This window comes from Streptomyces sp. NPDC058457 (assembly GCF_042720695.1).
Lineage (GTDB): Bacteria > Actinomycetota > Actinomycetes > Streptomycetales > Streptomycetaceae > Streptomyces.
In genome coordinates this window covers 78,628-105,484 of sequence record NZ_JBHXLU010000022.1, presented here as the reverse complement: position 1 = coordinate 105,484, position 26,857 = coordinate 78,628, and the positions used below count along the sequence as shown (strand labels likewise).

Below are 26,857 nucleotides of genomic sequence, written 5' to 3'. Positions count from 1 at the left end.
AGCCCGGCACGAGCTGGGGTTTCAGCCCTGCGAGGGGGCCGGCAGGTAGGGCGCCGCCGACGGCAGGCCCAGGTCCGACGGGAGCAGGGAGCCCACCCAGCAGTCGCGTCGTACGCCCTTGTTGTTGAGGGAGGAGCGGAGGGTGCCCTCGACGGTGAAGCCGGCGCGTTCCGCGACCGCGCGGGAGGCGTGGTTGCCGACCTCGGCACGCCATTCGACCCGGTCGATCGCCATCCGCGTGAACGCCCAGCGGGCGGCCGCGAGGGTGGCCTCGGTGGTGTAGCCGTGGCCGCGGTGCTCCTTGGCGGTCCAGAAACCCACCTCGGCCGTCCCCAGGGAGCGCATGGTCAGGGCCAGCATCCCGGCGAGTTCCCCCGTCGGCAGGAAGACGCCGAAGGTGAACATCGAGCCCTCGGACCAGCCGTCGGGGACCATCTGCTCCGTGAAGCCACGGGCATGCTCGGCGAGGTAGGGCGAGGGAATCGTCGTCCAGCGCTGGATGTCGGGATCCTGGACGGCCGCGTACACCGCGTCGGAGTCCTGCGGGCCGACCGCGCGCAGCAGCAGACGAGGGGTGGTGAGCGTGACGGGTTCCATCGGCTGATTCTGCTCGCCCTGGCGTCCGGTACGCCATCGGTTTCGCCGCCCACCTTCGCTTTCCGTGAGTACGTGATCACATTTCGCGCAATTCCTCGCCCCCCGCGCGGCACTATCCGCGGGCCCCGGCCGTTGTCCCTCATGAAGCGGCAAAACCCGGCGACACCACCCGGCACCACCCATCAGTCCCCTGGAACAGTGGCACGAAGCGGGCTCGCAGGGCCCTCAGGAAGGCGACGGAGGGCCGTTGGGCCGCCCAGGCCTCCCGACGCGGCCGGGTCCTCGCATACGATGGCCGTTGCTCAGTACGTCAAATGGAAACCGACCCTCCCAGGCCCGACCGGCAAGGAGACAAAGCCCCGTGTCCGTCCTCTCGAAGATCATGCGTGCAGGCGAAGGCAAGATCCTGCGCAAGCTGCACCGCATCGCGGACCAGGTCAACTCCATCGAAGAGGACTTCGTCGACCTCTCCGACGCCGAGCTGCGGGCCCTCACCGATGAGTACAAGCAGCGCTACGCCGACGGTGAGAGCCTCGACGACCTGCTTCCCGAGGCGTTCGCGACCGTCCGCGAGGCCGCCAAGCGCGCCCTCGGCCAGCGTCACTACGACGTGCAGATCATGGGTGGCGCGGCCCTCCACCTCGGGTACGTGGCGGAGATGAAGACCGGTGAGGGCAAGACCCTCGTCGGCACCCTGCCCGCGTACCTCAACGCGCTGTCGGGCAAGGGCGTCCACCTCATCACGGTCAACGACTACCTGGCCGAGCGCGACTCCGAGATGATGGGCCGCGTCCACAAGTTCCTGGGCCTCACCGTCGGCTGCATCCTCGCCAACATGACGCCGGCCCAGCGCCGCGAGCAGTACGCGTGCGACATCACGTACGGCACGAACAACGAGTTCGGCTTCGACTACCTGCGCGACAACATGGCGTGGGCCCAGGACGAGCTCGTCCAGCGCGGCCACAACTACGCCATCGTCGACGAGGTCGACTCCATCCTGGTCGACGAGGCCCGTACGCCGCTGATCATCTCCGGCCCGGCCGACCAGGCCACCAAGTGGTACGGCGACTTCGCCAAGCTGGTCCTGCGCCTGAAGAAGGGCGAGGCCGGCAACCCGCTCAAGGGCGTCGAGGAGACCGGCGACTACGAGGTCGACGAGAAGAAGCGCACGGTCGCCATCCACGAGTCCGGTGTCTCCAAGGTCGAGGACTGGCTGGGCATCGACAACCTCTACGAGTCGGTGAACACGCCTCTGGTGGGCTACCTGAACAACGCCATCAAGGCGAAGGAGCTCTTCAAGAAGGACAAGGACTACGTCGTCATGGACGGCGAAGTCATGATCGTCGACGAGCACACCGGCCGTATCCTCGCCGGCCGCCGCTACAACGAGGGCATGCACCAGGCGATCGAGGCGAAGGAAGGGGTGGACATCAAGGACGAGAACCAGACCCTCGCCACGATCACCCTGCAGAACTTCTTCCGCCTCTACAAGCGCCACGACCACAACGACAAGGAACAGCCGGGCCTGTCCGGCATGACCGGTACGGCCATGACCGAGGCCGCCGAGTTCCACCAGATCTACAAGCTCGGCGTGGTCCCGATCCCGACGAACCGGCCTATGGTCCGCAAGGACCAGTCGGACCTGATCTACCGCACCGAGGTCGCCAAGTTCGAGGCGGTCGTCGACGACATCGCGGAGAAGCACGAGAAGGGCCAGCCGATCCTGGTCGGCACGACCTCCGTCGAGAAGTCGGAGTACCTCTCGCAGCAGCTCTCCAAGCGCGGCATCCAGCACGAGGTGCTCAACGCCAAGCACCACGAGCGTGAGGCGTCGATCGTCGCCCAGGCCGGCCGCAAGGGTGCCGTGACGGTGGCCACCAACATGGCCGGCCGTGGTACCGACATCAAGCTCGGCGGCAACCCCGAGGACCTCGCCGAGGCGGAGCTGCGCCAGCGCGGCCTCGACCCCGAGGAGCACATCGAGGAGTGGGCGCATGCGCTGCCCGCCGCGCTGGAGAAGGCCGAGCAGGCGGTCAGGGCCGAGTTCGAAGAGGTCAAGGAGCTCGGCGGCCTCTACGTCCTCGGTACCGAGCGCCACGAGTCGCGCCGGATCGACAACCAGCTGCGTGGTCGTTCCGGCCGTCAGGGCGACCCCGGCGAGTCCCGCTTCTACCTCTCCCTCGGCGACGACCTGATGCGCCTGTTCAAGGCCCAGATGGTCGAGCGCGTGATGTCCATGGCGAACGTGCCGGACGACGTGCCGATCGAGAACAAGATGGTCACCCGCGCGATCGCGTCCGCGCAGTCGCAGGTCGAGCAGCAGAACTTCGAGACGCGTAAGAACGTCCTGAAGTACGACGAGGTGCTCAACCGGCAGCGCGAGGTCATCTACGGCGAGCGCCGTCGCGTCCTGGAGGGCGAGGACCTGCAGGAGCAGATCCAGCACTTCACGGACGACACCATCGACGCGTACGTCGGCGCGGAGACCGCCGAGGGCTTCCCGGAGGACTGGGACCTCGACCGCCTGTGGGGCGCCTTCAAGCAGCTCTACCCGGTCAAGGTCACCGTCGACGAACTGGAGGAGGCGGCCGGCGACCGTGCGGGCCTGACCGCCGAGTACATCTCCGAGTCCATCAAGGACGACATCCAGGAGCAGTACGAGTCGCGTGAGGCGCAGCTCGGCTCCGAGATCATGCGTGAGCTGGAGCGCCGGGTCGTGCTGTCGGTCCTGGACCGCAAGTGGCGCGAGCACCTCTACGAGATGGACTACCTCCAGGAGGGCATCGGCCTGCGCGCGATGGCCCAGAAGGACCCGCTGGTCGAGTACCAGCGCGAGGGCTTCGACATGTTCACCGCGATGATGGACGGCATCAAGGAGGAGTCCGTCGGCTACCTGTTCAACCTGGAGGTCCAGGTCGAGCAGCAGGTCGAGGAGGTCCCGGTCGAGGACATCGCTGAGGCCGCGGAGGGCGTCCAGGACGCGGTGCCGGCCCAGGCGGGTTCCCGTCCCGAGATCCGCGCCAAGGGCCTGGAGGCGCCGCAGCGGCGGGGCATGCACTTCTCCGCGGCCACCGTGGACGGCGAGGGCGGCCTCGTCGAGGGCGACTTCGACTACGACGACGAGGAGCCGGCCCGCTCCGAGGCCGACGGCCTGACCCGCGCCGAGCGCCGCAAGCAGGCGAAGGGCATCCGCCGCCGCCGGAAGTAACCCCGGTATCAGTGCTACGCGAGGGCCGGTCACCCGAGAGGGGGGCCGGCCCTTCGGCATGGGATGGGCACCTGCGCGGGGCGGACCTCGGACAGGGGCCCGCGCCCTCCGCCCGGCTGTCAGGTGTCGTGAGGCGCGCGGGGGCCGCCCATCTCCACGGCCGTGCAGCGCCAGCGCAGGTCCGCGCCCTGTTCCAGGCGGAAGGCCATCGCGCGCAGCCGGTCGCCCGCAGCGATGCGGGCGAAGACCTCCAGGGCACCGGCGCGCGGTACGTAGTAGCCGATGTCGCGGACGACGGGGTCGGTGCCGCGAGTGCGCAGGGGGCCGCGTTCGGCGAGCCGGGCCAGGTCGTCGTAGGCATGGCCCGCGGTGTGCCGGAGCATCCAGTGGACGGGGCGGCGGCCGCTCAGGACGGCCAGCAGACGCTCCGCGAAGAGGTCGGTGGGGCGCGGGCTCGGCGGGGCCGCCGGAGGCGTGAGCGGCCGGCGGGAGGAGGGGGAGCCGGGGCGGCGGGAGTCGCGGCGGCCGGGTGGCCGGGTGCCCGGGCGGAGCTGGGCGGTCCTGGTCATGACCTTGTTCATGGGGATCCCCGTTCGGCGGGCCCGGCGGGTACCGGGCGGTAACTTTCGGTTACGGATCTTGTACGGGGGCCGGGTCGCCGACAGCAAGGCGGCGCTGGTCCGTGTCGGGGGCTCGGGAATGTTCACCTATCCGAGTGGTCGGAGGTGCGGGAAACCCGCTGGGAGAGCGGCGGTACCGGGTGAATCGCGGGGCGCAGGGTGGACGCCCCCGACGTCACCGCCCGAGACCCGAAAGGGGACGCCCGCACGTATCCTGTAGGCCCTCCGGGAGGCGCCAGAACCTTCGGGAGATGCAGAGTCGAGTAGTCGAAGAGTCCCGGAAGAGAGCGGCCAGTCATGCGCGTCTACGTCCCCCTGACCCTCCCCGGGCTCGCCGAGGCGCACAGGACGGGCGAGCTGGGGACCGGTCCTTTCGTCGCCTACGCCGTCACGCCCGCGCTGCGCGAGTGGTACCTCTCCGACGACATAGAGGAACTGGAGTACGCCGCGCTCAACCGGGCCGCGCTGGCCTCTCTGCGGCTGCTCGCCGCCGACCCGGGTGCGATGCGGCGCCGGGTCGTGGTCGCCGTGGACGTCCCCGACGGGACTGCGGCGGCCGACCCGGACCGTGGGCTCGACCCGGCGGCGCTGGGCGAGGTCCGGGTCACCGGGACGGTGGCGCTGGCCAGGGCGGCCTCGGTGCACGTCGACTCCGACGACGCGGAGGAGGACGTGACGGCGGCGGCCGGGGCCCTGGAGGCGGCGGACGGCGGGGACGACGACGCGCAGTTCGTCGTGGACGGGGCCGAGGACCACGAACTGCTCTGGTACGCGACGCAGGAGATCCCGAACCTGGTGGGGTTCGGCGGCTGAGCGGGGCCGACGGGGGCCGACCGGACCTCTGTGACCAGCGGTGATGTGCCCGCGGTCTTGATTGTCAGTGGCGGCGGGTAGCGTTTTTGGCATGGGGAAGCAGGAAAGCGCACACATTGTCTGGGACTGGAACGGGACACTGTTCCACGACAACGACGCGATCATCGGGGCGACGAACGCGGCCTCGGCCGAGCTGGGCCTGGCGCCGATAACGCTGGAGCAGTACCGGGCGCTGTACTGCGTGCCGGTGCCGAAGTTCTACGAGCGGCTGATGGGGCGGTTTCCGACGGAGGCCGAGTGGGAGGTCATGGACGAGATCTTCCACCGCTACTACACGGAGCACCGAGGCCGCTGCGCGCTCACCGAGGGAGCGGCCGAGCTGCTGGTCGGGTGGCGTTCCGCGGGGCGCAGCCAGTCGCTGCTGAGCATGTACGCGCATGACGAACTGGTCCCGCTGGTGCGGGGCTTCGGGATCGAGCCGCACTTCCTCCGGGTGGAGGGGCGGATCGGGCCGTCGGGGGGCAGCAAGGCCGAGCACATGGTCCGCCATCTGCGGCAGCTGGCGGATGTGGAGCCCGGGCGGACCGTGGTGATCGGGGACGCGGCGGATGACGCGGTGGCGGCGCGGGCGGTGGGGGCGAAGGCGGTGCTGTACACCGGGGGGTCGCACGGGAGGGTGAGCCTGGAGGAGGTCGGGGTGCCCGTCGTGGACTCCCTGGCGGAGGCGGTCGAGGAGGCGGAGCGGTTGGTGGCGTAAGCCGGTGCCGGTGGGCTGCGGCCGGGGGTGGGGCCGCTTACCGGCGCTTGCCGGGTGCCTCCCCCAGCCTTCGGCCGGGGGGACCCCCAGCGCTCACCCGTGCCGCCCTGCGGCACGCCTGCCCGCAGCTGGGTCAGCTGACAAGGTGCCAGCGGCTGCAGCGCCCCTTCAGGGGCGCGGGGAACTGCGCGACCAGCCCCCACCCACCCGCGCTGTCAAACGCATCCCCAGCCCCTCCTGTCGGCCGAGCCGGCGCAGCGCCCCTGTGCAGAACGTCAAAGTTCCACCCCTTGTTTTGTACACATACGGCTCATGACGACCCCCCGGTGGGGAGCGATAGCCTTGGTGGCGTGATCAGCGCGATAGTTCGCGGGGGCATCGGTGCCCCTGCCCTGCGCCCGGTTTGCACGGAGCACCTCCGTGACCGGGCGGCGGTCGCTGGTCTTCCCGGGCGGAGGGCGCCGAAAGCGGCCCTGGCGGGTTCGCTGCCGAGAGCAGCATCACACCTGCGGAGCAGCTCAAATGTGGCTCAATATCCTCCGCTCATCTCACCTTGCGGCATAGCGTCTGAGCAGACCGGAGACCCCGGCCGTGGCGTCGAGCCGCAGGGGGAAGAGCCCGTACTTCCTTCTACGTCACGCAATGGCGCGCGACAGGAGCCAGAGGACAATGCAGACCAAGCTGGACGAAGCCAAGGCCGAGCTGCTCGATCGGGCCGCCCGGGTAGCTGAGAACAGCCCGGCCGGGGGGCACCTACCGACTGGGACGACGGGAGAGGTGGACCAGGAGTCCGTCTTCGCGTTCCTCCAGCGCTACTACCTGCACACCGCACCGGAGGACCTCGCCGACCGCGACCCGGTCGACGTCTTCGGCGCCGCCGTCTCGCACTACCGTCTCGCCGAGACCCGCCCGCAGGGCACCGCGAACGTCCGGGTCCACACCCCGACCGTCGAGGAGAACGGGTGGACCTGCAGCCACACCGTGGTGGAGGTCGTCACCGACGACATGCCCTTCCTCGTGGACTCGGTCACCAACGAGTTGACCCGGCAGGGGCGCGGCATCCACGTCGTCATCCACCCCCAGTTCGTCGTCCGCCGCGACCTCACCGGCAAGCTGATCGAGGTGCTGCCCACCCCGCCCGCCGACGAGGAACTGCCGCACGACACGCACGTCGAGTCCTGGATCCACGTCGAGATCGACCGCGAGACCGACCGCTCCGACCTCAAGCAGATCACCGCCGACCTGCTGCGCGTCCTCTCCGACGTCCGTGAGGCCGTCGAGGACTGGGAGAAGATGCGGGAGGGCGCCGTCCGCGTCGCCGAGCAGCTCGGCGAGGAGCCGGTCCCCGCCGACCTGCCGCGCCCCGAGGTCGAGGAGGCCCGCGAGCTGCTGCGCTGGCTGGCCGCCGACCACTTCACCTTCCTCGGCTTCCGCGAGTACGAGCTGCGTGAGGACGACTCGCTGGCCGCCGTGCCCGGCACCGGCCTCGGCATCCTGCGCTCCGACCCGCAGCACGCCGGCGAGGAGGGCCACCCGGTCAGCCCGTCCTTCGAGCGGCTCCCGGCCGACGCGCGCGCCAAGGCCCGTGAGCACAAGCTCCTCGTCCTGACCAAGGCGAACAGCCGGGCGACCGTGCACCGGCCCTCGTACCTGGACTACGTCGGCGTCAAGAAGTTCGACGCGGACGGCAACGTGGTGGGCGAGCGGCGCTTCCTGGGCCTGTTCTCGTCCGCCGCCTACACCGAGTCGGTGCGCCGGGTGCCGGTCATCCGCCGCAAGGTCGACGCGGTGCTGGAGCGCGCGGGCTTCTCGCCCAACAGCCACGACGGCCGTGACCTGATGCAGATCATGGAGACGTACCCGCGCGACGACATGTTCCAGACCCGGGTCCCGGAGCTGGAGTCGATCGTCACGAGCGTGCTCTACCTCCAGGAGCGCCGCAGGCTGCGGCTGTACCTGCGCCAGGACGAGTACGGCCGCTACTACTCGGCTCTCGTCTACCTCCCGCGCGACCGCTACACCACCGGCGTCCGGCTGCGGATCATCGACATCCTGAAGGAGGAGCTCGGCGGCACCAGCGTCGACTTCACGGCCTGGAACACCGAGTCGATCCTCTCCCGGCTGCACTTCGTCGTCCGCGTCCCGCAGGGCACCGAGCTGCCCGAGCTGTCCGAAGCCGACAAGGACCGTATCGAGGCCCGCCTGGTCGAGGCGGCCCGCTCGTGGGCCGACGGTTTCGCCGAGGCGCTCAACGCCGAGTGCGGCGAGGAGCGCGCGGCCGAGCTGCAGCGCCGCTACACCAACTCCTTCCCCGAGGGCTACAAGGCCGACCACACCCCGCGCGCGGCGGTCGCCGACCTGGTCCACCTCGAGCGGCTCACCGAGGAGCCGGGCAACGACTTCGCGCTCAGCCTCTACGAGCCGGTGGGCGCCGCCCCCGGCGAGCGCCGGTTCAAGATCTACCGCAAGGGCGCGGCGATCTCCCTGTCGGCCGTGCTGCCGGTCCTGAACCGGCTGGGCGTCGAGGTGATCGACGAGCGGCCGTACGAGCTGCGCTGCGCGGACCGGACGACCGCGTGGATCTACGACTTCGGGCTGCGCATGCCGAAGGTGTCCGGCGGCGGCAACGGCGACTACCTGGGCGACGACGGCCGTGAGCGTTTCCAGGACGCGTTCGCCGCGACCTGGACCGGCCTGGCGGAGAACGACGGCTTCAACGCGCTGGTGCTGAGCGCCGGGCTGACCTGGCGGCAGGCGATGGTGCTCCGGGCGTACGCCAAGTACCTGCGGCAGGCCGCGTCCACGTTCTCCCAGGACTACATGGAGACGACGCTCCGCAACAACGTCCACACCACCCGGCTGCTCGTCTCCCTGTTCGAGGCGCGGATGTCACCGGACCGGCAGAAGGCCGGCCTGGAGATCACCGACGCCCTGCTCGAGGAGCTGGACGCGGCCCTTGACCAGGTGGCGAGCCTCGACGAGGACCGCATCCTGCGCTCGTTCCTGACCGTCATCAAGGCGACGCTGCGCACCAACTTCTTCCAGGAGACGGTCGACGGCACGCCGCACGCGTACGTCTCCATGAAGTTCGACCCGCAGGCCATCCCCGACCTCCCGGCGCCCCGCCCGGCGTTCGAGATCTGGGTGTACTCGCCGCGCGTCGAGGGCGTGCACCTGCGCTTCGGCAAGGTCGCGCGCGGCGGTCTGCGCTGGTCCGACCGGCGTGAGGACTTCCGCACCGAGATCCTCGGCCTGGTCAAGGCGCAGATGGTGAAGAACACCGTCATCGTGCCCGTCGGCGCCAAGGGCGGCTTCGTCGCCAAGCAGCTGCCCGACCCGGGCGTGGACCGGGACGCGTGGCTGGCCGAGGGCATCGCCAGCTACAAGACGTTCATCTCGGCGCTGCTCGACATCACCGACAACATGGTGGCCGGCGAGGTCGTGCCCCCGCAGGACGTGGTCCGGCACGACGAGGACGACACCTACCTGGTGGTCGCGGCCGACAAGGGCACCGCGACGTTCTCCGACATCGCCAACGAGGTCGCCGGCAGCTACAACTTCTGGCTCGGCGACGCCTTCGCCTCCGGCGGCAGCGCGGGCTACGACCACAAGGGTATGGGCATCACCGCGCGCGGCGCCTGGGAGTCCGTGAAGCGGCACTTCCGGGAGCTGGGCGTCGACACCCAGACCGAGGACTTCACGGTCGTCGGCATCGGCGACATGTCCGGTGACGTGTTCGGCAACGGCATGCTGCTCAGCGAGCAGATCCGCCTGGTCGCCGCCTTCGACCACCGGCACATCTTCATCGACCCGAACCCGGACGCGGCCACCTCCTACGCCGAGCGCCGCCGCCTGTTCGACCTGCCCCGCTCCAGCTGGGGCGACTACGACACCGACCTGCTCTCGCAGGGCGGCGGGATCTTCCCGCGCAGCGCCAAGGCCATCCCGGTCAACGGCCACATCCGCGAGGCCCTCGGCATCGAGGAGAAGGTCGCCAAGCTGACCCCGGCCGAGCTGATGAAGGCGATCCTCGCGGCGCCGGTCGACCTGCTGTGGAACGGCGGCATCGGCACCTACGTCAAGGCGTCGACCGAGTCCAACGCGGACGTCGGCGACAAGGCCAACGACGCCATCCGTGTCGACGGCGCCGACCTGCGCGTCAAGGTCGTCGGCGAGGGCGGCAACCTGGGCCTGACCCAGCTGGGCCGGATCGAGTTCGCCCGCCAGGGCGGCAAGATCAACACCGATGCCATCGACAACAGCGCAGGCGTGGACACCTCCGACCACGAGGTGAACATCAAGATCCTGCTCAACGGCGCGGTCGCGGACGGCGACATGACGGTCAAGCAGCGCAACAAGCTGCTCGCCGAGATGACCGACGAGGTCGGCGCCCTGGTGCTGCGCAACAACTACGCGCAGAACGTGGCGATCTCCAACGCACTCGCCCAGTCCGGGGACATGCTCCACGCCCAGCAGCGGTTCATCCGCCACCTGGTCAGGGAAGGCCATCTCGACCGGGCTCTCGAGTTCCTGCCCACCGACCGCCAGATCCGCGAGCGCATCGGCACCGGCCAGGGCCTGACCGGCCCGGAGACGGCCGTCCTGCTGGCGTACACGAAGATCACGGTCGCCGACGAGCTGCTGGCGACCACGCTGCCGGACGACCCGTATCTGAGCAGCCTGCTGCACGCCTACTTCCCGACGGCGCTGCGCGAGCGGTTCGCCGCCGCGCTCGCCACCCACCCGCTGCGCCGCGAGATCACCACCACGGTCCTGGTCAACGACACGGTCAACACCGGTGGCACCACCTACCTGCACCGGCTGCGCGAGGAGACCGGGGCCTCCCTGGAGGAGATCGTCCGGGCGCAGACCGCGGCCCGCGCGATCTTCCGCTCGGCCCCGGTGTGGGACGCGGTCGAGGAGCTGGACAACAGGGTCGACGCGGCCGTCCAGACCCGGATCCGACTGCACTCCCGCCGTCTGGTGGAGCGCGGCACCCGCTGGCTGCTCAACAACCGGCCGCAGCCGCTCCAGCTCCTTGAGACCGTCGACTTCTTCTCCGAGCGGGTCGAACAGGTCTGGCAGCAGCTGCCGAAGCTGCTGCGCGGCGCGGACCTGGAGTGGTACCAGCACGTGTACGACGAGCTGTCCGGCGCCGGTGTGCCCGCCGAGGTCGCCACCCGCGTGGCCGGCTTCTCCTCCGCCTTCCCGGCGCTGGACATCGTCTCGGTGGCCGACCGCACGGGCAAGGAGCCGCTGGACGTCGCCGAGGTCTACTACGATCTCGCCGACCGGCTCGGCGTCACCCAGCTGATGGACCGCATCATCGAGCTCCCGCGCGCCGACCGCTGGCAGTCGATGGCCCGCGCCTCCATCCGCGAGGACCTGTACGCGGCGCACGCGATGCTCACCGCCGACGTGCTCGCCGCGGGCAACGGCACGTCGACGCCCGAGCAGCGCTACCAGGCCTGGGAGCAGAAGAACAGCGCGATCCTGGGCAGGGCCCGGACCACCCTGGAGGAGATCCGCAGCTCGGACTCCTTCGACCTGGCCAACCTCTCGGTGGCCATGCGGACGATGCGGACACTGCTGCGCACGCACTCGTAGCCGTACGAAGCAGTCGTATGAAGTAGCCGTACGAAGTAGTCGCACGAAGCAGTCGTATGACATGAAAGGCGCCCCGGGCCGATGGCGGCTCGGGGCGCTTTCTTTCTTGCCGATGCTTATTCTTGCCGATGTTTAGGGGAAAAAGGGCGGCGGATTTACCGTTTCCTGCTAATCGGGATGTCTCGGATATGGTCTGCCGTGTGACAGTTCAACTCACGGTGGGGCGGCCGGTCCCGCAGGTCGTACTCGAGGTCGTGAAATTCGGGGTCGTCGGCGGCAGCGGTGTCCTCGTCAATTTCCTGGTCTTCAACCTGCTGCTGCACGGCCTGCGTTGGCCGGCCATGACCGCGACGGTGGCGGCCAGCTGCCTGGCGATGTCGACCAATTACGTGGGCTTCCGGTTTTTCGCCTATCGTGACCGGGCCTCGCGCACACGACAGCAGATCGCACTTTTCTTCGTGTTCAGCGGAGTGGGTGTCGTGCTGGAGAGCGGTCTGTTCTATGCCGGCTATCACGGTCTCGGTCTCGCCGGGCCGCTGGAATCCAACATCGTGAAGGCGCTGTCGATCGTGCTCGCCTCCGCCTTCCGCTTCCTCGTCTACCGGACGTGGGTGTTCCGGACGGACACGAGCCGCGCCGTGTAGCAACGGCGCGGCTCGCGGTCGTAGATCTGCTTCAGGAAGGCTGGGCGACCTTCGGCTTCGGCTTCGGCTTGGCCTTCGTCTTGTCGGACTTGTCGCCGGTGAAGGCCTCGTACTCCGTGAGGACGTCCTCGGTCGGCCCGTCCATGCGCAGCACACCGCGCTCCAGCCACAGCACCCGCTCGCAGGTGTCGCGGATGGACTTGTTGTTGTGGCTGACCAGGAACACCGTGCCCGCGTGCTGGCGCAGCTCGCGGATGCGCTCCTCGGACCGCATGCGGAAGGACGCGTCACCGGTGGCCAGGGCCTCGTCGATGAGCAGGACGTCGTGGTCCTTGGCGGCGGCGATGGAGAACCGCAGCCGGGCGCCCATGCCGGAGGAGTAGGTGCGCATCGGGAGGGTGATGAAGTCGCCCTTCTCGTTGATGCCGGAGAAGTCGACGATGTCCTGGTAGCGCTCCTTGATCTCCTCGCGGGACATGCCCATGGCGAGGCCGCCGAGGTAGACGTTCTTCTCGCCGGTCAGGTCGCCCATCAGGGCCGCGTTGACGCCGAGGAGGGAGGGCTGGCCGTCGGTGTAGATGGCGCCGTTCTCCACGGGCAGCAGGCCGGCGACCGCCTTGAGGAGGGTGGACTTGCCGGAGCCGTTGGTGCCGATCAGGCCGATCGCCTCGCCCTTGTAGGCGACGAAGGAGACGTTCTTGACCGCGTGCACCGTGCGGGTGCCCGCCGCCTTCTCGGCGTTCTTGCGGCGCAGCATGCGGTTGAGGGCGGCGGTGGCGGAGCCGCGTCCGGCGCCGGTGCCGTTGACCCGGTAGACGATGTCGACGCTGTCGGCGACGACGGTGGGGATGGGGGTGTCGCTCATGCTGCGGGTGTCGCTCACGATGGGGGTGTCGCTCACGTTCTCAGCCACGGCCGTACGTCTCCTCAGCCTTCCAGAAGTAGATGAAGCCGCCGACGCCCATGACCAGGGCCCAGCCGGTCGCGACGATCCACACGTGCGGCGGCAGCTGGCTGGAGTGGAAGCTGTCGATCAGGGCGTAGCGCATCAGGTCGATGTAGACGGCGGCCGGGTTGTCCTTGAGTACCGGGTTCACCCAGCTCGGCAGACCGTGGTGGTTCTTGGTCAGCTTGTCGATGTTCCACATGACGCCCGAGATGTACATCCAGGTGCGCAGCACGAACGGCATCAGCTGGGAGATGTCCGGGGTCTTGGCGCCCCATCGGGCCATGATCAGCGACATGCCGGTGTTGAAGGTGAACTGGAGGATCAGCACCGGGATCGCCAGCAGCCAGGAGGCGGCCACCGGCACGCCGAAGCAGAGCAGGATGACGGCCAGGGCGGCCATCGAGAACAGCAGCTGCTGCAGCTGCTGGAGGCAGAAGGAGATGGGCAGCGCGGCCCGCGGGAAGTGCAGGGCGCGGACGAGGCCGAGGTTGCCGGCGATCGCGCGGGTGCCGGTCATGATCGAGCTCGACGTGAACGTCCAGATGAACACGCCCGTGACCAGGAACGGGATGTAGTCCGGCACGCCCCTCTTGGTGCCCAGCAGGATGCCGAAGATGAAGTAGTAGACGGCCGCGTTCAGCAGCGGGGTCATGACCTGCCAGACCTGGCCGAGCTTCGCCTGCGCGTACTGGGCGGTGAGCTTGGCGGTCGCGAACGCGACGATGAAGTGCCGCCGCGCCCACAGTTGGCGGATGTACTGGGGCAGGGTGGGGCGGGCGCCGCTGACCGAGAGACCGTGCCGGGCGGCGAGCGCCGCGAGGTCGTCCTCGGCCGTGACCGGGGCCGGGGGCGGTGTGTGGAGAACCTGGGTCACATCCGCTGCTTTCACTCGGGGGGTGGGGGTGCTGCGGCGTCCGGCTGGGGCCGGGCCCGTCACCCGAAGTTTCCTTACGCTTCTCTTCACGTTTTCTTACGTCGGGACGGGACCGTATCGTCGCAACGGGAGCGTAGGCCGAGTTGGCGTCGGAACGCAACCGTTTCGTCGTCACGGACGGATGCGCGCCGTAACACTTTCGAGGTCGGGGCGCGACCGATTCGTTGCGGCGTGGTGCGGGCACGTGTTCGGTACGGCGATGACCTGGGGCGCGTTCAGCGCGTCCGCGTTGCGGCGTTCGGGTGGCGGCTCCGTGTCGGTGCGTCGTCGGAACGCAACCGTTTCGTCGTTACGCCCCTATGCTGGGAGCATGACGACGAACGCCGAGGAGTCCCAGACGCGTCCGCGCCGACGAGCCCCTGCCGGGGCTGCCGTCCTCCGCGAGGACGTGACCGAGGCCATCCGGGCCGCCGTCTTCGAGGAGCTCGCGGCGGTCGGGTATGCCCGGATGTCCATCGAGGGCATCGCGCGCCGTGCGGGCGTCGGCAAGACCGCCGTCTACCGCCGCTGGCGCTCCAAGCTGCACCTGGTCCTCGACGTCGTCTCGGCCCTCGCCGTGCTGGGCCTGCCGGTACCCGACACCGGCTCCCTGGAGGGCGACCTGCGCCTGCTGTACGAGGTCACGTCCCGCGCGCTGCGCCACCCGGTCGCCTCGCAGATCATCCCGGACCTCCAGGCCGAGGCGGCCCGCAACCCGGACATCGCCGAGGCCATGCAGAAGACGCTGCGCGAGGGCCAGGAGGGCGTCGCCAGCAAGATCATCGAGGCGGCGCAGCGGCGCGGCGAACTCGCCGAGGGCCTCGACGACGACCTGGCCATGGACCTGATCTCCGGCCCGCTGTACTGGCGCTCGGTGGTGATCCGCACCCCGAAGCTGCCGAAGGGGTATCTGGCGGCGCTGGCCCGCGGGACCACGGAGGCGCTCAAGGCGCTGTGAACCACTCCGCCGGGGATGTCACAGCCGCAGCGGCCGTCTCGTCGTAGAGGGCGCAGGCATCCCGATCAAGGAGTGGACGATGAACCTCGCGCTGTGGATCGCCGCCGGGCTGCTCGCCGCGGTGGCGCTGGCCGGCGGGATCAGCAAGACGTTCGTGCCGAGGGAGAAGCCGGCCGCGGCCCACGGCGGCGGCTGGACCGGTGACGTCGGCGACGGTTTCGTGCGGACGCTCGGCATCCTCGAACTCCTGGCCGCGGCGGGTCTGGTGCTGCCCGCCGTCACCGGCGTCGCACCGGTACTGGTGCCGGTGACCGCCACCGCCTGGATCCTGCTGATGATCGGCGCGATGATCACCCATGGCCGGCGCGGCGAGCGGGCGTTCGTGGCGCTGAACCTGGTCTACCTCGCGCTGGCGCTGGTCGTCGCGGCGGGCCGGTTCGGCCCGGGCGCCTTCTGACGGGCCGGGACGGGACAGGACGGGACGGGACGAGGGGGAGACGCACATGAAGAACAGGACCGAGGAGTTCCAGGAGCTGCGGCCGCTGCTGTTCTCGATCGCGTACCGGATCCTGGGCAGCGTCGGCGAGGCCGAGGACGCGGTCCAGGAGGCCTGGCTGCGCTTCGCCGGCTCACCGACGGAGGTCAGGTCGCCGAAGGCCTTCCTGTCGGCCGCGGTGACCCGGATCTCGATCGACGTACTGCGCTCGGCCCGGGTCCGGCGCGAGGAGTACGTCGGCCCGTGGTTCCCCGAGCCGCTGCTCGCCGACCCCTACGAGGACCCGGTGCGGTCGGCGGAGCTGGCCGACTCGGTGTCGATGGCGGCGCTGCTGCTCCTGGAGCGGCTCAGCCCCCTGGAACGCGCGGTCTTCGTCCTGCGCGAGGTGTTCGACTTCGGCTTCCCCGAGGTCGCGTCGGCGGTGGGCCGCTCGGAGGCCGCCTGCCGCCAGCTCGCGGTCCGGGCCCGGCGCCACATGGCCGAGGGCCGCCCCCGTTTCGAGGCGGACCGCAGGGAACGCGACGAACTGGCCGCACGCTTCTTCGAAGCCCTCCACGAAGGCGACCTGGCCGGCCTCCAGGAGCTGCTCGCCGCCGACGTGTCGCTGGTCAGCGACGCCGGCGGCAAGGCCCCGCAGCTGGCCCGCGCCGTGCTGGGCGCCCAGAACGTGGCCCGTCTCCTCGCCGCCGTCATCCCGTTGCTCTTCCGGATCGACGTCACCTGCGAGCAGCACGAGGTCAACGGCCAGCCCGGCGCGATCTTCCGCGACCGCCACGGCAAGGTCCTGCAGACCTTCTCCCTCGACATCCTCGACGGCCGCATCCAGGCCGTCCGCCTGGTCCTCAACCCCGACAAACTCGGCCACGTGGGCCCGGTGGCGGACGCCTGGTCCATAGCCGAGGAGGCCAAACAGGCCCGCAGGGCGGGGGAGTGACGGGAGGTCACCTACCCGGCGGCCGGGCCGGTGCGTCAGCCCCGGGTCGCCTCCGGGTGCAGGCGTACCCAGCCGGCCCAGGCTGAGGTGATCATGTCGTGGATGTCGTGTTTGGTCTTCCAGTCGAGTGCGGTGGTGATGCGGTCGGCGGAGGCGACCACGCGGGCCGGGTCGCCGGGGCGGCGTGCGGCGACGGTCGCGGGGAGGTCGTGGCCGGTGACCGCGTTGATGCGGTCGATCATCTCGCGGACCGAGACGCCCTCGCCGCGCCCGATGTTGAGGGTCAGTTCGCGGCCCGGCTCGGCCTGGAGGGCGCGGGCCGCGGCCACGTGGGCCTCGGCGAGGTCCACCACGTGGATGTAGTCGCGGACGCAGGTGCCGTCCGGTGTCGCGTAGTCGTCGCCGAAGATGCGCGGCGGCGCGTTCTCGGTGAGCTTCTCGAAGACCATCGGGATGAGGTTGTAGACGCCCACGTCGGCGAGTTCGGGGCGGGCCGCGCCGGCCACGTTGAAGTAGCGGAGCGAAGCCGTGGCGAGGCCCGTGGCCCGGCCCGTCGCGCGGACCAGCCACTCACCCGCGAGCTTCGTCTCGCCGTACGGCGACATCGGCACGCACGGCGTCTCCTCCGTCACCAGGTCGACGTCCGGCATGCCGTAGACCGCCGCGGAGGAGGAGAAGACGAAGGAGGGGACCTGTGCCTCCGTCACCGCCTGAAGCAGGACGCGCAGGCCTTCGACGTTCTCGTGGTAGTAGTGCAGCGGACGGTCCACCGACTCGCCGACCTGCTTCTTCGCCGCCAGGTGCACGACCCCGGTCACCTCGTGCTCGGCCAGGACGCGCGCGACCTTCTCACCGTCGAGCGTGGAGCCCGTCACCAGGGGCACGTCCCCCGGCACGCGGTCGGCGATGCCGGTGGACAGGTCGTCGTAGACCACCGTCCGCTCGCCCGCCTCCGTCATCGCCCGTACGACATGCGCCCCGATGTAACCGGCGCCGCCGGTGATCAGCCAGGTCATGTGTGGCCGTCCCCTCCGTCAGTTGGCCCGTGGTGTTCGTCAGCCGCGGTCACCCCTCAGTGAAGCAGGTGCCGCCGACATCTGCGGACGACCGGCCTGGCCTGTTGTGACCATGTGGACACGTGACGTGCTCTCCCGGCGGCGGGAGGCGCGCCACAGGCGGGTGAGGGAGAGCACGGCGGCGGTGGCCAGCAGGCCGTTGCGGGCGAGCATCAGCAGACAGCCGGTCCAGGTGCAGCGGACGACGTCGGCGTAGAACGCGGGGTAGGCGACGGCACTGAGCGCGGTCGCCGCCATGATCAGCGCGGCGACCGGACGCTGCGTGGTGTGCCGTGAGGTCAGGCACACGGCGGCCAGGCCGAGCAGCCAGATCATGTACTGCGGGCTGATCACCCGGCTGGTGACGGTGAACAGGAGGACGGCGCTCAGGGCCGCGTCGTACGGGGTGGCCGGGGTCCAGTGCCGGGCCCGTACCCGCCACAGCAGGAGGAGGGCGAAGGCTGCCGCGGTGAGCGCGAGGGAGACGGTCGCGACCGCGTGCACGTGCGGTCCGACCAGTTCCATGGCGCCGTACTGGTAGCGGGCCGTGCCCCGCCAGCCGGCCTGCCGCGCGAGGCTGAGCGCGGTCCCGCCGAGGGACTCGATCTGCACACCCCGGCCGCCCTGCTGACGCAGAAAGGCCAGCGGGTTGCGGAACGACACCACGAGCGCGGCGAGGGCCGCTGTCCCGGTCAGGGCCGCGGACAGCCACGCCGTGCGCGTCGGCCGCCCGCGCGCCAGGCCCAGCAGCACCAGCGCCGGCCACACCTTCACCAGCGCGCCCAGCGCCGCCAGCGCACCGCACGCGCGCGTGGAGCGCGACAGCGCCAGCAGGGCGAGCACGGCGAAGGCGGTGACCTCCACGTCGTAGCGGGCGAGCGGGAGGTGCAGCAGCAGGGGGAGGCCGCCGGTCCACAGGGCCGCGCCGAGCAGGGTGCGGCCGGGGCGCGTGCCCGCGCGGGCGAGCGCCGCCGTGATCAGCGCGTCGGTGGCCAGGGTGAGTGCGACGAACGCCTGGAAGTAGCTCAGTCCGGGCGCCAGCCCCGGCGCGAGCAGCACCGCACCGGCGCCCGGCGGGTACTGCCACAACGTGTCGTGCGCCGGGAACGCGCCGTGCGACAGCACGCCGTACCAGTGGAAGTACAGCCGCCACACTTCGCGCGAGACCGCTCCGTGGCCCAGGGTTCGCTCGTTGTTGTGGGCGAGGAGCCACAGCATCGACGCGCGCGTGGCGGTCCAGGCGACGGCGAGACAGAGGAGACGTGAGAGGCCGGGCGGGCGGCGGAGCCGCGGGAGTCGAACAGGCGGGGCGAACGGGACGCGCGGGAGCGGCAAGTACGGGCGGCGATTCATCAACCGCGAGCGTAAGCCGCGCGGATGGTGTATCCATGCCGATACGCCGTCAATACCCGGCAAAGGTTGGCTAATCGCAAAAGATCGGGCCGTGGTGACTATCGGGCCTCTCGTAAAAGCGCATCCGCGAACGACGCGAACAGCACAGGACAGCCGGCCGGCTCCACGGAGTCGGCCGCGCCCGTCGGGCGGTCCGCCCCGGTGGCCGGGGGCGGCCCGGGGCCTGGCCGTGGCCGTCCCGGCCGCGGTGATGCTCGCGGTCGGGTTCTGGGGGCTGCACCGCGGCGGCATGTGGCGCGACGAGGCCGTCACCTACCAGGTCGCCCGGCGCACGGTGCCGCAGATCTGGCGGCTGCTGCACGGCGTGGACGCGGTGCACGGCCTGTACTACCTGCTGATGCACGTCGTCCTCGCCGCCGATCCCGGCCACCCCGGCGAGGTTGTCCTCCGCCTGCCCTCGGTGTGCGCGGCGGCCGTCACCGCGGGCCTGGTGGCCGCCCTGGGCAGCCGTCTGGCCCGGCCGCGGGTCGGCCTGTGGGCCGGGCTGCTGTACGCGGTCACCCCGCTGGTCGGCCACTACGCGCAGGAGGGCCGCTCCTACGCCCTGGTCGCCGCGGGTGCCGCCGGCGCGACGCTGCTCTTCGTCCGGGCGGTGCGGGAGGAGGGCCGGCGGGCCTGGTGCCAGTACGGCGTCGTACTCGGAGTCACCTGCTGGCTGCACGAGTTCGCCGTCCTGCTGCTGCTCGCACACGCGGGAACTCTGGCGCTGGCCCGTTCGTCGGGAAGGGTGTGGCGGGGGTGGGGCTGCGCGGCCGGGGGCGTGGCGCTGTCGCTGCTGCCGATGGTCGTGGTCTCGCACGGGCAGTCGGCCCAGGTGGCGTGGCTGCGGGAGCCGGACGTGGAGACCGCGCAGGAGCTGCTGCGCCAGTACGTCGGACCGACCGACGGGGTGTACTGGGCGTGCCTGGCGCTCGGACTCCTCGGGCTGACGCGGCTGGTGGGCCGGCGCGGCGAGGTGACGCTCGCGGCGGTCGCGCTGCCGCTCGCGGTGCTGCCACCGGTGGCGCTGATGCTGGCCTCGCAGTTCACCCCGTTGTACGTCGACCGGTATGTGCTGTACGCGCTGGCCGGGGGGCCGTTGCTGGTGGCGCTCGGCGCGGACCGGGTCGCCGGGGTGCTCGGCAGGCTCTGGTCCCACGGCACGGCGACGGCGCCCAGGTCGCCCGCGCTCACCCTGGCCGGGGTCCTGGCGGTCGTCCTCGCCTTCACCCACCAGGTCCCGCTGCTGCGGGCGGACCGGGTGCCGGGCAACCGTGCCGACAACCTCGGCGCGGTCGCGGCGGCGGTGGCTCGTGTGCTGCGGCCCGGCGACCCCGTGCTGTTCCTGCCGGCCCACGCGCGTGGGGCGGAGCTTGCGTATCCCGCCGACTTCAAGTCCACGAAGGACGTTGCGCTGGCCGAGCCGGGGCCGGTGTCGGGGACGTTGTACGGGCGTGAGGTGGGGGCGGGGACGCTGCGGCGGCGGTTGGCCGGGGTGGACGAGGTGTGGGCGGTGATGGAGAAGTACGCGCTGGTGAGCGGGTATCGGCCGCGGCTCGCTACGGAGCGGGCCAAGTTCGCTGTGCTGAACCAGCAGTTCGTGCTGCGGGAGGAGATGGTGATCGATCGGGTTGCGCTGAGGTTGTATGTGCGGCCGATTCGGGTGGGTTCGGCCGAGTCCGCGGTGCAGGCCGGTGGGGGCTGGTCGCACCCACGCGGCGACAGCCGCACATCGGCAACAGCCCCGCGCCCCTGAAAGCCAAAAGAGGGGCGCTCCACTGGGACTCTTCTAGTTAGGAACCCTCCTCCAAGGCCGCCGTATCCAAAGTCCCCGTCAGCTGGTCCAGCCGCGCCTTCAGGTCCCGGATCTCGTCCACGTCGAAGCCCGTCGCCGACACGATCCTCCGCGGTACCTCCAGCGCCCGCTCCCGCAGCGCGGCGCCCTCCTCCGTCAGCCGTACCTCCACCGAGCGTTCGTCGCGCGTGCTGCGCTCGCGGAGTACCAGGCCCGCCGCCTCCAGGCGCTTGAGCAGCGGCGACAGGGTGCCGGAGTCCAGGCGCAGGTGTTCGCCGAGCTTCTTGACCGGCAGGTCGCCCTGTTCCCACAGCACCAGCATCACCAGGTACTGCGGGTAGGTGAGCCCGAGGTCCTTGAGGATCACGCGGTAGACGCCGTTGAAGGCGCGGGACGCGGCGTGCAGGGAGAAGCAGATCTGGCGGTCCAGGTGGAGCCACTCCGCCTCTGCGGCGGGGCTGGGGATCGGGGTCGTCGCGCTCATGGTTCAAGCGTAGCGCTTGCGGGTCATTTAGTTGTGTGCAATTGAATTGTGTGCTCTACTTGTGGTCGTGAGGGCGGCCGGAACGGGAGCCGCCGGAACACCGATACTTCGAGTACTTCGAGAGGGATGGTCTTCCATGGACGCCATCTACACGGCAGCCGCCACCGCCACCGGCCGGGAAGGACGGGCGGTCAGCTCGGACGGGCAGCTGGACCTGACGCTGGCGTTCCCGCCCGCGCTGGGCGGCAACGGCCAGGGCACCAACCCGGAGCAGCTCTTCGCCGCCGGTTACGCCGCCTGTTTCGCCAGCGCCCTCGGCGCCATCGGCCGCCAGGCCAAGGTCGACACCGGCGAGATCTCCGTCACCGCCGAGGTCGGCATCGGCAAGGACGAGTCCGACGGCGGCTTCGCGCTCAAGGTCACCCTGCGCGTCGAGCTTCCCGAGGCGCTCGCCAACGAGACCGGCGAGAAGCTGGTCCACCAGGCCCACGCCTACTGCCCCTACTCCAAGGCCACCAAGGGCAACATCCCGGTCGACCTCGTCATCGAGTAGTCAGCGGCACCGGGGACGCGTCCCGCGTCCGGGTGAGCCGCGCGAGCACCTCCCCGGTGCGCCGGCTCCAGTCCACGACCACCGCCTCCGCGGGCAGCCGCTCCCGCCGCGTCAGCAGCAGCCAGCGCACCCGGGGGCGGTGGTCGTGGCCGTCGGTCAGGTCGATGCCGTACCCCGGGAGCAGCCGGACGGCGTAGTAGGCGTCCGTGATCACCGGTTCCCCCGGGCCGATGTGCCGGGCCGCCCAGTCGTACGACGGCCAGCGCGGCGGCTGCACGAAGCCGACCGGATCCACCGAGCGCGGTACGACCGCCCCGGCCTGCGCGGCCAGAAAGCCCAGGCAGACCCCGCCGGCCGCGGCCCAGCCGAGCGCCCGCCGCCATCCGGGCCAGGGCCGCTGCGCCGCCAGCTCCACGGCGAGCGCGCACTGCGGCGCCAGCAGCACGAGCCCGAGCACCCCGACGAGCCGGCCGCCCACCAGCACCAGGCACTCCAGGGCGAACAGCAGCACCAGCGGATCACGCCGGGCCGCAAGCTCCAGCGAACCCCGCGGACCGGGCCCGGCCGCCCGCCGGGCCCGCAACCACAGCGCCGGCACCCCGAGCAGGGCCAGCCAGCACTGACCGGTCAACCCGATCAACTCGTCCAACCCGATCGACCCGTCGTACGAGCCGTACGACCCGTACGGCTCGTACGGCTCGTACGGCGAAGCCGGCAGCACGCGCGCGTGCGTGCCGAAGGCGAGGGCTGCCGCCGCCACCGCGCACGTCAGTGCCCACCGCCCCCATACCGAGCCCCGCCACCCCCGCTGCCACCCCGCCACGAACGCCACCGCCCCAGCCGCCGCGCCCACCCCGGTCACCGGGTCGACCAGGGCCACCGCCCCGTACAGCAGTCCGAGTGCCGCGTATCCGGACAGGCTGCGCAGGCCGCTCGGGCCGACATAGCGCACCCGGCGCAGATCGCGGGCGCGGGCACCGGTCAGGGACCAGGCCCAGAGGGTGAGGCCGAGGGCGAACGCGGACGGGTAGCCGAGGCTGCCGGTCAGCGGCAGCAGGGCCAGCGAGCCCCCGCCCCAGGCCGGTCGCGTGCCCCACAGCACGGACAGGAAGGCCAGCGCCAGCACCGGCGCCCACCGGCGCGGGGTGAGGACCCGGACCAGCCGGCCGAGGCCCGTCAGCAGCACCACCAGGTTCAGCGGGCCGCACACCCGCAGCAGCTGCCAGCCGCTGAGCCCGGTCAGCCGGGCCAGCGCACCCTGCGCCAGCACGTACGGGGTCGCGGCGGTGTTCGTCAGGCCCGCCCGCAGCCGTGCCACCGCCGCCGCGTGCTGCCCGGCCTCGCAGCACGGTGGCACCCGCCAGTACGCCAGGGTCATCACCAGCCAGAACAGCAGGCCGAAGACCTGGTACGGGGTGAGTCTGCGGACCCGGCCGCCGCGCAGGGCGGTGGAGCCGCGCGTGGCGCGCCGGAGCAGGGCGCCGGTGCTCACCGGAGGAAACGGACAGGGCGGACCATTTGCCAAGTGTTCCCGTCCGCCCCGACGGCGTTGCCGTCCGTCACCTCATCGAGTGACGCCGACCGCCTCGGGCGACCCCTGCGCGGGAACCGGGACCGGGCGGCGCAGCAGCGGTTCGAGGAGCAGCGGCACGCCCACCACCGGCAGCAGCCAGGCCAGCACGATCAGCCGGTCGCCGAAGATGGTGATGTCGGGATGCCCGGCCTGGGTGAGGATCCCGGTTCCGGCGGCCGCCAGCAGGAAGACACCGAAGGCCGGCCGCCGCCGTGCTCCCCACGCCCCGGCCGCCAGTGCTGCCGGGAACAGCGGTTCCGTCAGCTGCCGGCGCAGCCACTCCACCCAGAAGTCGAACTCCAGATGGAGGAACTCCCGCCACGGGTGGGCCCGGTCCGGGCGGGTGTAGTGGCCGGTCAGCAGGTCCTGCACGCTCTCCGCCTCGGAGGGGTAGCGCAGCAGCCGGGCGAGGAGCAGGGTGCCGGCGACCGCTCCGCACCCCGCCACCGCGATCGCGGTCACCGCGCGCCCGGGTCCCCGGCCGTGCCGGCGCCGCCACAGCGCGACCACCGCCGCGGCCCCGGCCAGGCACGCACCCAGGAAGAGCGCCTGCGAGTGCTTCACGGCGAACAGCGCGAGCAACGCGCCCGCCAGCAGCCCGGTCCCCGCCAGCAGCCCGGTCCCCGCCCGCGCCCGCCCGGTCAGGGCCAGTGGCCGCCCGGTCAGGGCCAGTGCGCAGCCCCACACCGCCGTCAGGGTCAGGGCCAGCATCAGGCCCTCCGTCATCGGCCGCATAGCGGTCGTGCCGACCGGCAGCACGTAGTACAGGACCTGCCCGGTCAGCGCGAGCGGCACCGGTACCGACACCGTCCGCAGCACCAGGAAGACCAGCACCCCGCCCGCGACCGCGACCAGCACACTCGCCAGCCACACCCCCCAGGTCACCCCGAACACGGTGACGAACGGCACCAGGAACACCGGATAGCCCGGTCGCACCTCGAAGATCCGCCGCAGCCGGGGGGCCACGAACGGCACGATGTGCCCGTCCGTCTGCGCGCCGCCGGCCTGCAACCGCCCGTCCAGCCGCCCCAGTTCACCGGCCCAGCAGTCCGCGAACACCCGGCCCGCCGGACTCGGCGCGTGGAAGCGCAGCACGTCCACGCGCTGCGCGCGCTCCGCCGCCGACGCCTCACCCGCGCACGCCCAGTCCACCGTCTCGGCCGCCGCCTCCCGCTTGCCCGCCCCGGCCAGGGCCAGCGCGTACGACACGTAGTTCTTGGAGTCGGGTGTGTCCCGGCCGGTGACGTCGGCGAGTTGCAGCACCGCGAAGACGGCGGCCAGCACCAGCACCCAGGTGCGCGGTCTCACGTCGACGCCAGCACGTCGGGCGCGCCGGCCGGACCGGGCACCCGGGCCGGCTCCGGCATCGCCTCGCCAAGGAGCAGCGTCCGTACGACCCGTTCGGCGGCCCGGCCGTCGTCGAACTCGCAGAACCGGGACCGGAAGTCGGCCCGCAGCCGCGCCGACTCCTCGTCCCGCCAGCCGCCCGAGGCGAACAGCCACGCCAACTCCCGGTAGGAGTGCGAGACATGGCCCGGCGCCTCGGCGGTGATGTCGAGATAGGCGCCCCGGCTCGCGGTGTACGCGGCCCAGTCGTCGGCGTGCACGACGATCGGGCGGTCCAGGTTGGCGTAGTCGAACATGATCGACGAGTAGTCGGTGACCAGGGCGTCCGAGGCCAGCATGACCTCCTCGGCGTGCGGTTCGCCGGTCGCGTCGACCACGATCCCGCGCCGGTGCAGCTCGGCCAGACCCATCCCGCGCGCCGGACCGGTCGCCAGGGCCGGATGCAGGCGGACCACCAGCGTGTGCCCCTCGCCGAGGTCGGCGGCGAACCGGGCCAGGTCGATCCGGTCGACATGACCGCCCCGGACGTAGTCGCGGCGGGTCGGCGCGTACAGCACCACCGTGTGGTCGGCGGGAATGCCGTGCCGGGCCCGGAAGTCCGTCCGGCCGCCGGTCACCAGGACGTCGTTGCGCGGGCTGCCCGTGCGGGCCGACGCGAAGTGACAGGGGTAGGCCCGCTCCCACACCAGCTCCGAGTGGCGGTTGGCGACCAGGCTGTGGTCCCAGCGGTCGGCCCGGCGCAGCATCTGCGGCACGTCGAAACCGAGCCGGGCGCCGGGCTTGCCCAGCAGGTCGGCGCCCAGGTACTTGAGCGGGGTGCCCCGGTGCGTGTGCACGTGCACGCTGCCGGGTCGTTTCACCAGGGAGCCGGGCCAGTTGACGTCGTTGACGAAGAACTTCGCGCGGGCGGTCAGCCGCTGGTACTCGGGGGAGTCCAGCAGCACATGCGCCACGCCCGCCGGCAGTCCCGCCGCGACCTCCGGGTCCCGCACCACCCAGACGCCCCGCAGCCGCGGGGCGATCTCCCGGGCCGCGCGGTACACGGCCGCCGGGTCGCCCCGCAGCCCCTGGTGCGAGGCCGCCGAGTACAGGACCAGCTCCTCGTCCAGGGCGCGCAGGCCGCGGAGCCCGGTCAGCGCGCGCCCGGCCCGGGCCCCCGCCGCCCGCCGCACCCGCAGCGCCTGCCGCCCGCCCGCCCGGCCGGCCCGCCCGGCCTGCTGCCTCAGCCGGTACGAGGTGTACGACCCGCCCAGCACACCGAGGTCGGCCCCTTCGGCCCCTTCGGCCCCCTCGGGCCGGAACGCCCGGTACAGCTCCGCCGTGCGCCGGAAGAACTCGCCCTTGGCGGCGGGCGGCAGCCGGTCCGGTTTGGCGAGGATGTCCAGGCAGTGCTCGCCCATCTTCCGGTGCAGGTACGGCCGCCAGCCGGCCAGTTCCGGGCGGGCGCCGACGAAGGCGAAGACCCGCTTGTACTGGTCGTGCACGTCGAAGTGCTTGCGGCTGGTGGTGGAGAGGATGTTGCCCTGCCGGCGCTGGCGGTAGTGGAGGCAGATCCGGTCGAGGGTGGCGATCCGGGCCGCGCTGAGCATGACCGGGAAGGTCCAGGGGGTGTCCTCGTAGTAGCCCGGCGGGAACTGGAAGCCGTTCTCCTCGACGAAGTCCCGGCGGTAGGCCTTGTTCCACACCACCATCAACAGGTCGAGGATCTCCGGGCGTTCGGCCGCCGTGAACACGTCCGCCGTCGCACCCAGCACCTCGGCGAGCGCGTTGCGCCGGGTCCCGCCCCACCAGTAGGTGCGGGCGTAGTCGAAGACCAGCACGTCCGGGTCGCCGGTCTCCGCCAGCCGGTCGGTGATCGCGCGCAGCGCGCCCGGGGTGAGGGTGTCGTCGCTGTCGAGGAAGAGGAGGAAGTCACCGGTGGCGTAGGGGAGTCCGGCGTTGCGGGCGCGGCCGAGGCCGACGTTCTCCGGCAGGTGCAGGACCTTCACGCGCGGGTCGCGGGCCGCGTACTCGTCGAGGATCGCGCCGCAGCCGTCCGGGGAGCGGTCGTCGACGGCGATCACCTCGATGTCGTGGAAGGACTGTTCCAGGACCGAGTCGAGGCACTCGCGGAGGAAGCCCTGCACCTTGAAACAGGGGATGATCACACTGAGTCGGGGCAC

General features: G+C 71.3%; 20 protein-coding genes. 10 read left to right on the top strand and 10 right to left on the bottom strand.

Annotated features, from left to right (window positions below):
- Nucleotides 1-21: 21 nt before the first annotated feature.
- Nucleotides 22-597, bottom strand: coding sequence for a GNAT family N-acetyltransferase (locus ACFWPS_RS19655; RefSeq protein ID WP_383706714.1), 576 nt, complete (start codon nt 595-597; stop codon nt 22-24).
- 361 nt (nt 598-958) lie between these two features.
- On the opposite strand from ACFWPS_RS19655, the gene secA reads away from it, so the two are divergent.
- On the top strand, nt 959-3,805 hold the full coding sequence (gene secA / locus ACFWPS_RS19650) for a preprotein translocase subunit SecA (RefSeq protein WP_383706712.1): 2,847 nt from the start codon (nt 959-961) through the stop codon (nt 3,803-3,805).
- 119 nt (nt 3,806-3,924) lie between these two features.
- Here secA and ACFWPS_RS19645 read toward each other — a convergent pair whose 3' ends face one another.
- Nucleotides 3,925-4,386, bottom strand: coding sequence for an Rv3235 family protein (locus ACFWPS_RS19645; RefSeq protein WP_383706710.1), 462 nt, complete (start codon nt 4,384-4,386; stop codon nt 3,925-3,927).
- A gap of 336 nt (nt 4,387-4,722) precedes the next feature.
- Between ACFWPS_RS19645 and ACFWPS_RS19640 the strand changes: the two genes are divergently transcribed.
- The 4 genes from ACFWPS_RS19640 (at nt 4,723) to ACFWPS_RS19625 (ending at nt 12,246) form a co-directional block, all read left to right on the top strand.
- Nucleotides 4,723-5,238 carry a DUF6912 family protein gene (locus tag ACFWPS_RS19640; RefSeq protein WP_383706708.1) on the top strand — a complete coding sequence of 172 codons (516 nt, stop codon included), beginning with the start codon at nt 4,723-4,725 and terminating at the stop codon, nt 5,236-5,238.
- Between the two features lie 91 nt (nt 5,239-5,329).
- Nucleotides 5,330-5,995 carry an HAD family hydrolase gene (locus ACFWPS_RS19635; protein ID WP_383706706.1) on the top strand — a complete coding sequence of 222 codons (666 nt, stop codon included), beginning with the start codon at nt 5,330-5,332 and terminating at the stop codon, nt 5,993-5,995.
- 669 nt (nt 5,996-6,664) lie between these two features.
- Nucleotides 6,665-11,602, top strand: coding sequence for an NAD-glutamate dehydrogenase (locus ACFWPS_RS19630; RefSeq protein ID WP_383706704.1), 4,938 nt, complete (start codon nt 6,665-6,667; stop codon nt 11,600-11,602).
- A 200-nt stretch (nt 11,603-11,802) separates the two neighbouring features.
- Nucleotides 11,803-12,246, top strand: a complete 444-nt coding sequence (locus ACFWPS_RS19625; protein ID WP_383706702.1) for a GtrA family protein — start codon at nt 11,803-11,805, stop codon at nt 12,244-12,246.
- Nucleotides 12,247-12,277: 31 nt separating this feature from the next.
- Here the strand turns inward: ACFWPS_RS19625 and ACFWPS_RS19620 are convergent, their stop codons facing one another.
- Entirely contained in the window at nt 12,278-13,111 is an 834-nt protein-coding gene (locus tag ACFWPS_RS19620; protein ID WP_383706769.1) for an ABC transporter ATP-binding protein, read from the bottom strand.
- A gap of 40 nt (nt 13,112-13,151) precedes the next feature.
- A complete protein-coding gene (locus ACFWPS_RS19615) occupies nt 13,152-14,069 on the bottom strand; it encodes an ABC transporter permease (protein ID WP_383706700.1) in 918 nt (305 codons plus the stop codon).
- A 370-nt stretch (nt 14,070-14,439) separates the two neighbouring features.
- On the opposite strand from ACFWPS_RS19615, the gene ACFWPS_RS19610 reads away from it, so the two are divergent.
- The 3 genes from ACFWPS_RS19610 to ACFWPS_RS19600 all read left to right on the top strand — a co-directional run bounded on the left by ACFWPS_RS19610 (nt 14,440) and on the right by ACFWPS_RS19600 (nt 16,496).
- Entirely contained in the window at nt 14,440-15,066 is a 627-nt protein-coding gene (locus ACFWPS_RS19610; protein ID WP_383706698.1) for a TetR/AcrR family transcriptional regulator, read from the top strand.
- A gap of 79 nt (nt 15,067-15,145) precedes the next feature.
- A complete protein-coding gene (locus tag ACFWPS_RS19605; protein WP_383706696.1) occupies nt 15,146-15,523 on the top strand; it encodes a DoxX family protein in 378 nt (125 codons plus the stop codon).
- A gap of 46 nt (nt 15,524-15,569) precedes the next feature.
- Nucleotides 15,570-16,496, top strand: a complete 927-nt coding sequence (locus ACFWPS_RS19600; protein ID WP_383706694.1) for an RNA polymerase sigma-70 factor — start codon at nt 15,570-15,572, stop codon at nt 16,494-16,496.
- Nucleotides 16,497-16,531: 35 nt separating this feature from the next.
- Here ACFWPS_RS19600 and galE read toward each other — a convergent pair whose 3' ends face one another.
- Together galE and ACFWPS_RS19590 are read right to left on the bottom strand one after the other, a co-directional pair.
- The gene (gene galE, locus ACFWPS_RS19595; RefSeq protein ID WP_383706692.1) at nt 16,532-17,512 is read right to left on the bottom strand and encodes a UDP-glucose 4-epimerase GalE; all 981 of its coding nucleotides are present in this window, start codon (nt 17,510-17,512) and stop codon (nt 16,532-16,534) included.
- 39 nt (nt 17,513-17,551) lie between these two features.
- Nucleotides 17,552-18,769 (bottom strand): glycosyltransferase 87 family protein, encoded by a 1,218-nt coding sequence (locus tag ACFWPS_RS19590; protein WP_383706690.1) that lies wholly within the window; start codon nt 18,767-18,769, stop codon nt 17,552-17,554.
- Between the two features lie 364 nt (nt 18,770-19,133).
- On the opposite strand from ACFWPS_RS19590, the gene ACFWPS_RS19585 reads away from it, so the two are divergent.
- Nucleotides 19,134-20,699: a glycosyltransferase family 39 protein gene (locus ACFWPS_RS19585; RefSeq protein WP_383706688.1), complete on the top strand. Its 1,566-nt coding sequence runs from the start codon at nt 19,134-19,136 to the stop codon at nt 20,697-20,699.
- A 37-nt stretch (nt 20,700-20,736) separates the two neighbouring features.
- Here the strand turns inward: ACFWPS_RS19585 and ACFWPS_RS19580 are convergent, their stop codons facing one another.
- Nucleotides 20,737-21,222, bottom strand: a complete 486-nt coding sequence (locus ACFWPS_RS19580) for a MarR family winged helix-turn-helix transcriptional regulator (RefSeq protein WP_383706686.1) — start codon at nt 21,220-21,222, stop codon at nt 20,737-20,739.
- Between the two features lie 136 nt (nt 21,223-21,358).
- Here ACFWPS_RS19580 and ACFWPS_RS19575 point away from each other — a divergent pair, with 136 nt between their 5' ends.
- Nucleotides 21,359-21,775, top strand: coding sequence for an organic hydroperoxide resistance protein (locus ACFWPS_RS19575; RefSeq protein WP_217545350.1), 417 nt, complete (start codon nt 21,359-21,361; stop codon nt 21,773-21,775).
- On the opposite strand, the gene ACFWPS_RS19570 is transcribed toward ACFWPS_RS19575, so the two are convergent.
- The 3 genes from ACFWPS_RS19570 to ACFWPS_RS19560 form a co-directional block, all read right to left on the bottom strand.
- A complete protein-coding gene (locus ACFWPS_RS19570) occupies nt 21,765-23,267 on the bottom strand; it encodes a hypothetical protein (protein ID WP_383706684.1) in 1,503 nt (500 codons plus the stop codon). The genes ACFWPS_RS19575 and ACFWPS_RS19570 overlap by 11 nt on opposite strands.
- Before the next feature lie 72 nt (nt 23,268-23,339).
- Entirely contained in the window at nt 23,340-24,656 is a 1,317-nt protein-coding gene (locus ACFWPS_RS19565) for a hypothetical protein (protein WP_383706682.1), read from the bottom strand.
- Nucleotides 24,653-26,857, bottom strand: a complete 2,205-nt coding sequence (locus ACFWPS_RS19560) for a CDP-glycerol glycerophosphotransferase family protein (protein WP_383706680.1) — start codon at nt 26,855-26,857, stop codon at nt 24,653-24,655. The genes ACFWPS_RS19565 and ACFWPS_RS19560 overlap by 4 nt, the downstream gene beginning before the upstream one ends.

Excerpts from the sequence above, each read along its gene's own strand:
- ACFWPS_RS19655 (WP_383706714.1), bottom strand. The coding sequence starts at position 597 with ATGGAACCCGTCACGCTCACCACCCCTCGTCTGCTGCTGCGCGCGGTC.
- ACFWPS_RS19645 (WP_383706710.1), bottom strand. The coding sequence starts at position 4,386 with ATGAACAAGGTCATGACCAGGACCGCCCAGCTCCGCCCGGGCACCCGG.
- ACFWPS_RS19640 (WP_383706708.1), top strand. The coding sequence starts at position 4,723 with ATGCGCGTCTACGTCCCCCTGACCCTCCCCGGGCTCGCCGAGGCGCAC.
- ACFWPS_RS19635 (WP_383706706.1), top strand. The coding sequence starts at position 5,330 with ATGGGGAAGCAGGAAAGCGCACACATTGTCTGGGACTGGAACGGGACA.
- ACFWPS_RS19630 (WP_383706704.1), top strand. The coding sequence starts at position 6,665 with ATGCAGACCAAGCTGGACGAAGCCAAGGCCGAGCTGCTCGATCGGGCC.
- ACFWPS_RS19620 (WP_383706769.1), bottom strand. The coding sequence starts at position 13,111 with ATGAGCGACACCCCCATCCCCACCGTCGTCGCCGACAGCGTCGACATC.
- ACFWPS_RS19610 (WP_383706698.1), top strand. The coding sequence starts at position 14,440 with ATGACGACGAACGCCGAGGAGTCCCAGACGCGTCCGCGCCGACGAGCC.
- ACFWPS_RS19605 (WP_383706696.1), top strand. The coding sequence starts at position 15,146 with ATGAACCTCGCGCTGTGGATCGCCGCCGGGCTGCTCGCCGCGGTGGCG.
- ACFWPS_RS19600 (WP_383706694.1), top strand. The coding sequence starts at position 15,570 with ATGAAGAACAGGACCGAGGAGTTCCAGGAGCTGCGGCCGCTGCTGTTC.
- galE (WP_383706692.1), bottom strand. The coding sequence starts at position 17,512 with ATGACCTGGCTGATCACCGGCGGCGCCGGTTACATCGGGGCGCATGTC.
- ACFWPS_RS19590 (WP_383706690.1), bottom strand. The coding sequence starts at position 18,769 with ATGCTGTGGCTCCTCGCCCACAACAACGAGCGAACCCTGGGCCACGGA.
- ACFWPS_RS19580 (WP_383706686.1), bottom strand. The coding sequence starts at position 21,222 with ATGAGCGCGACGACCCCGATCCCCAGCCCCGCCGCAGAGGCGGAGTGG.
- ACFWPS_RS19575 (WP_217545350.1), top strand. The coding sequence starts at position 21,359 with ATGGACGCCATCTACACGGCAGCCGCCACCGCCACCGGCCGGGAAGGA.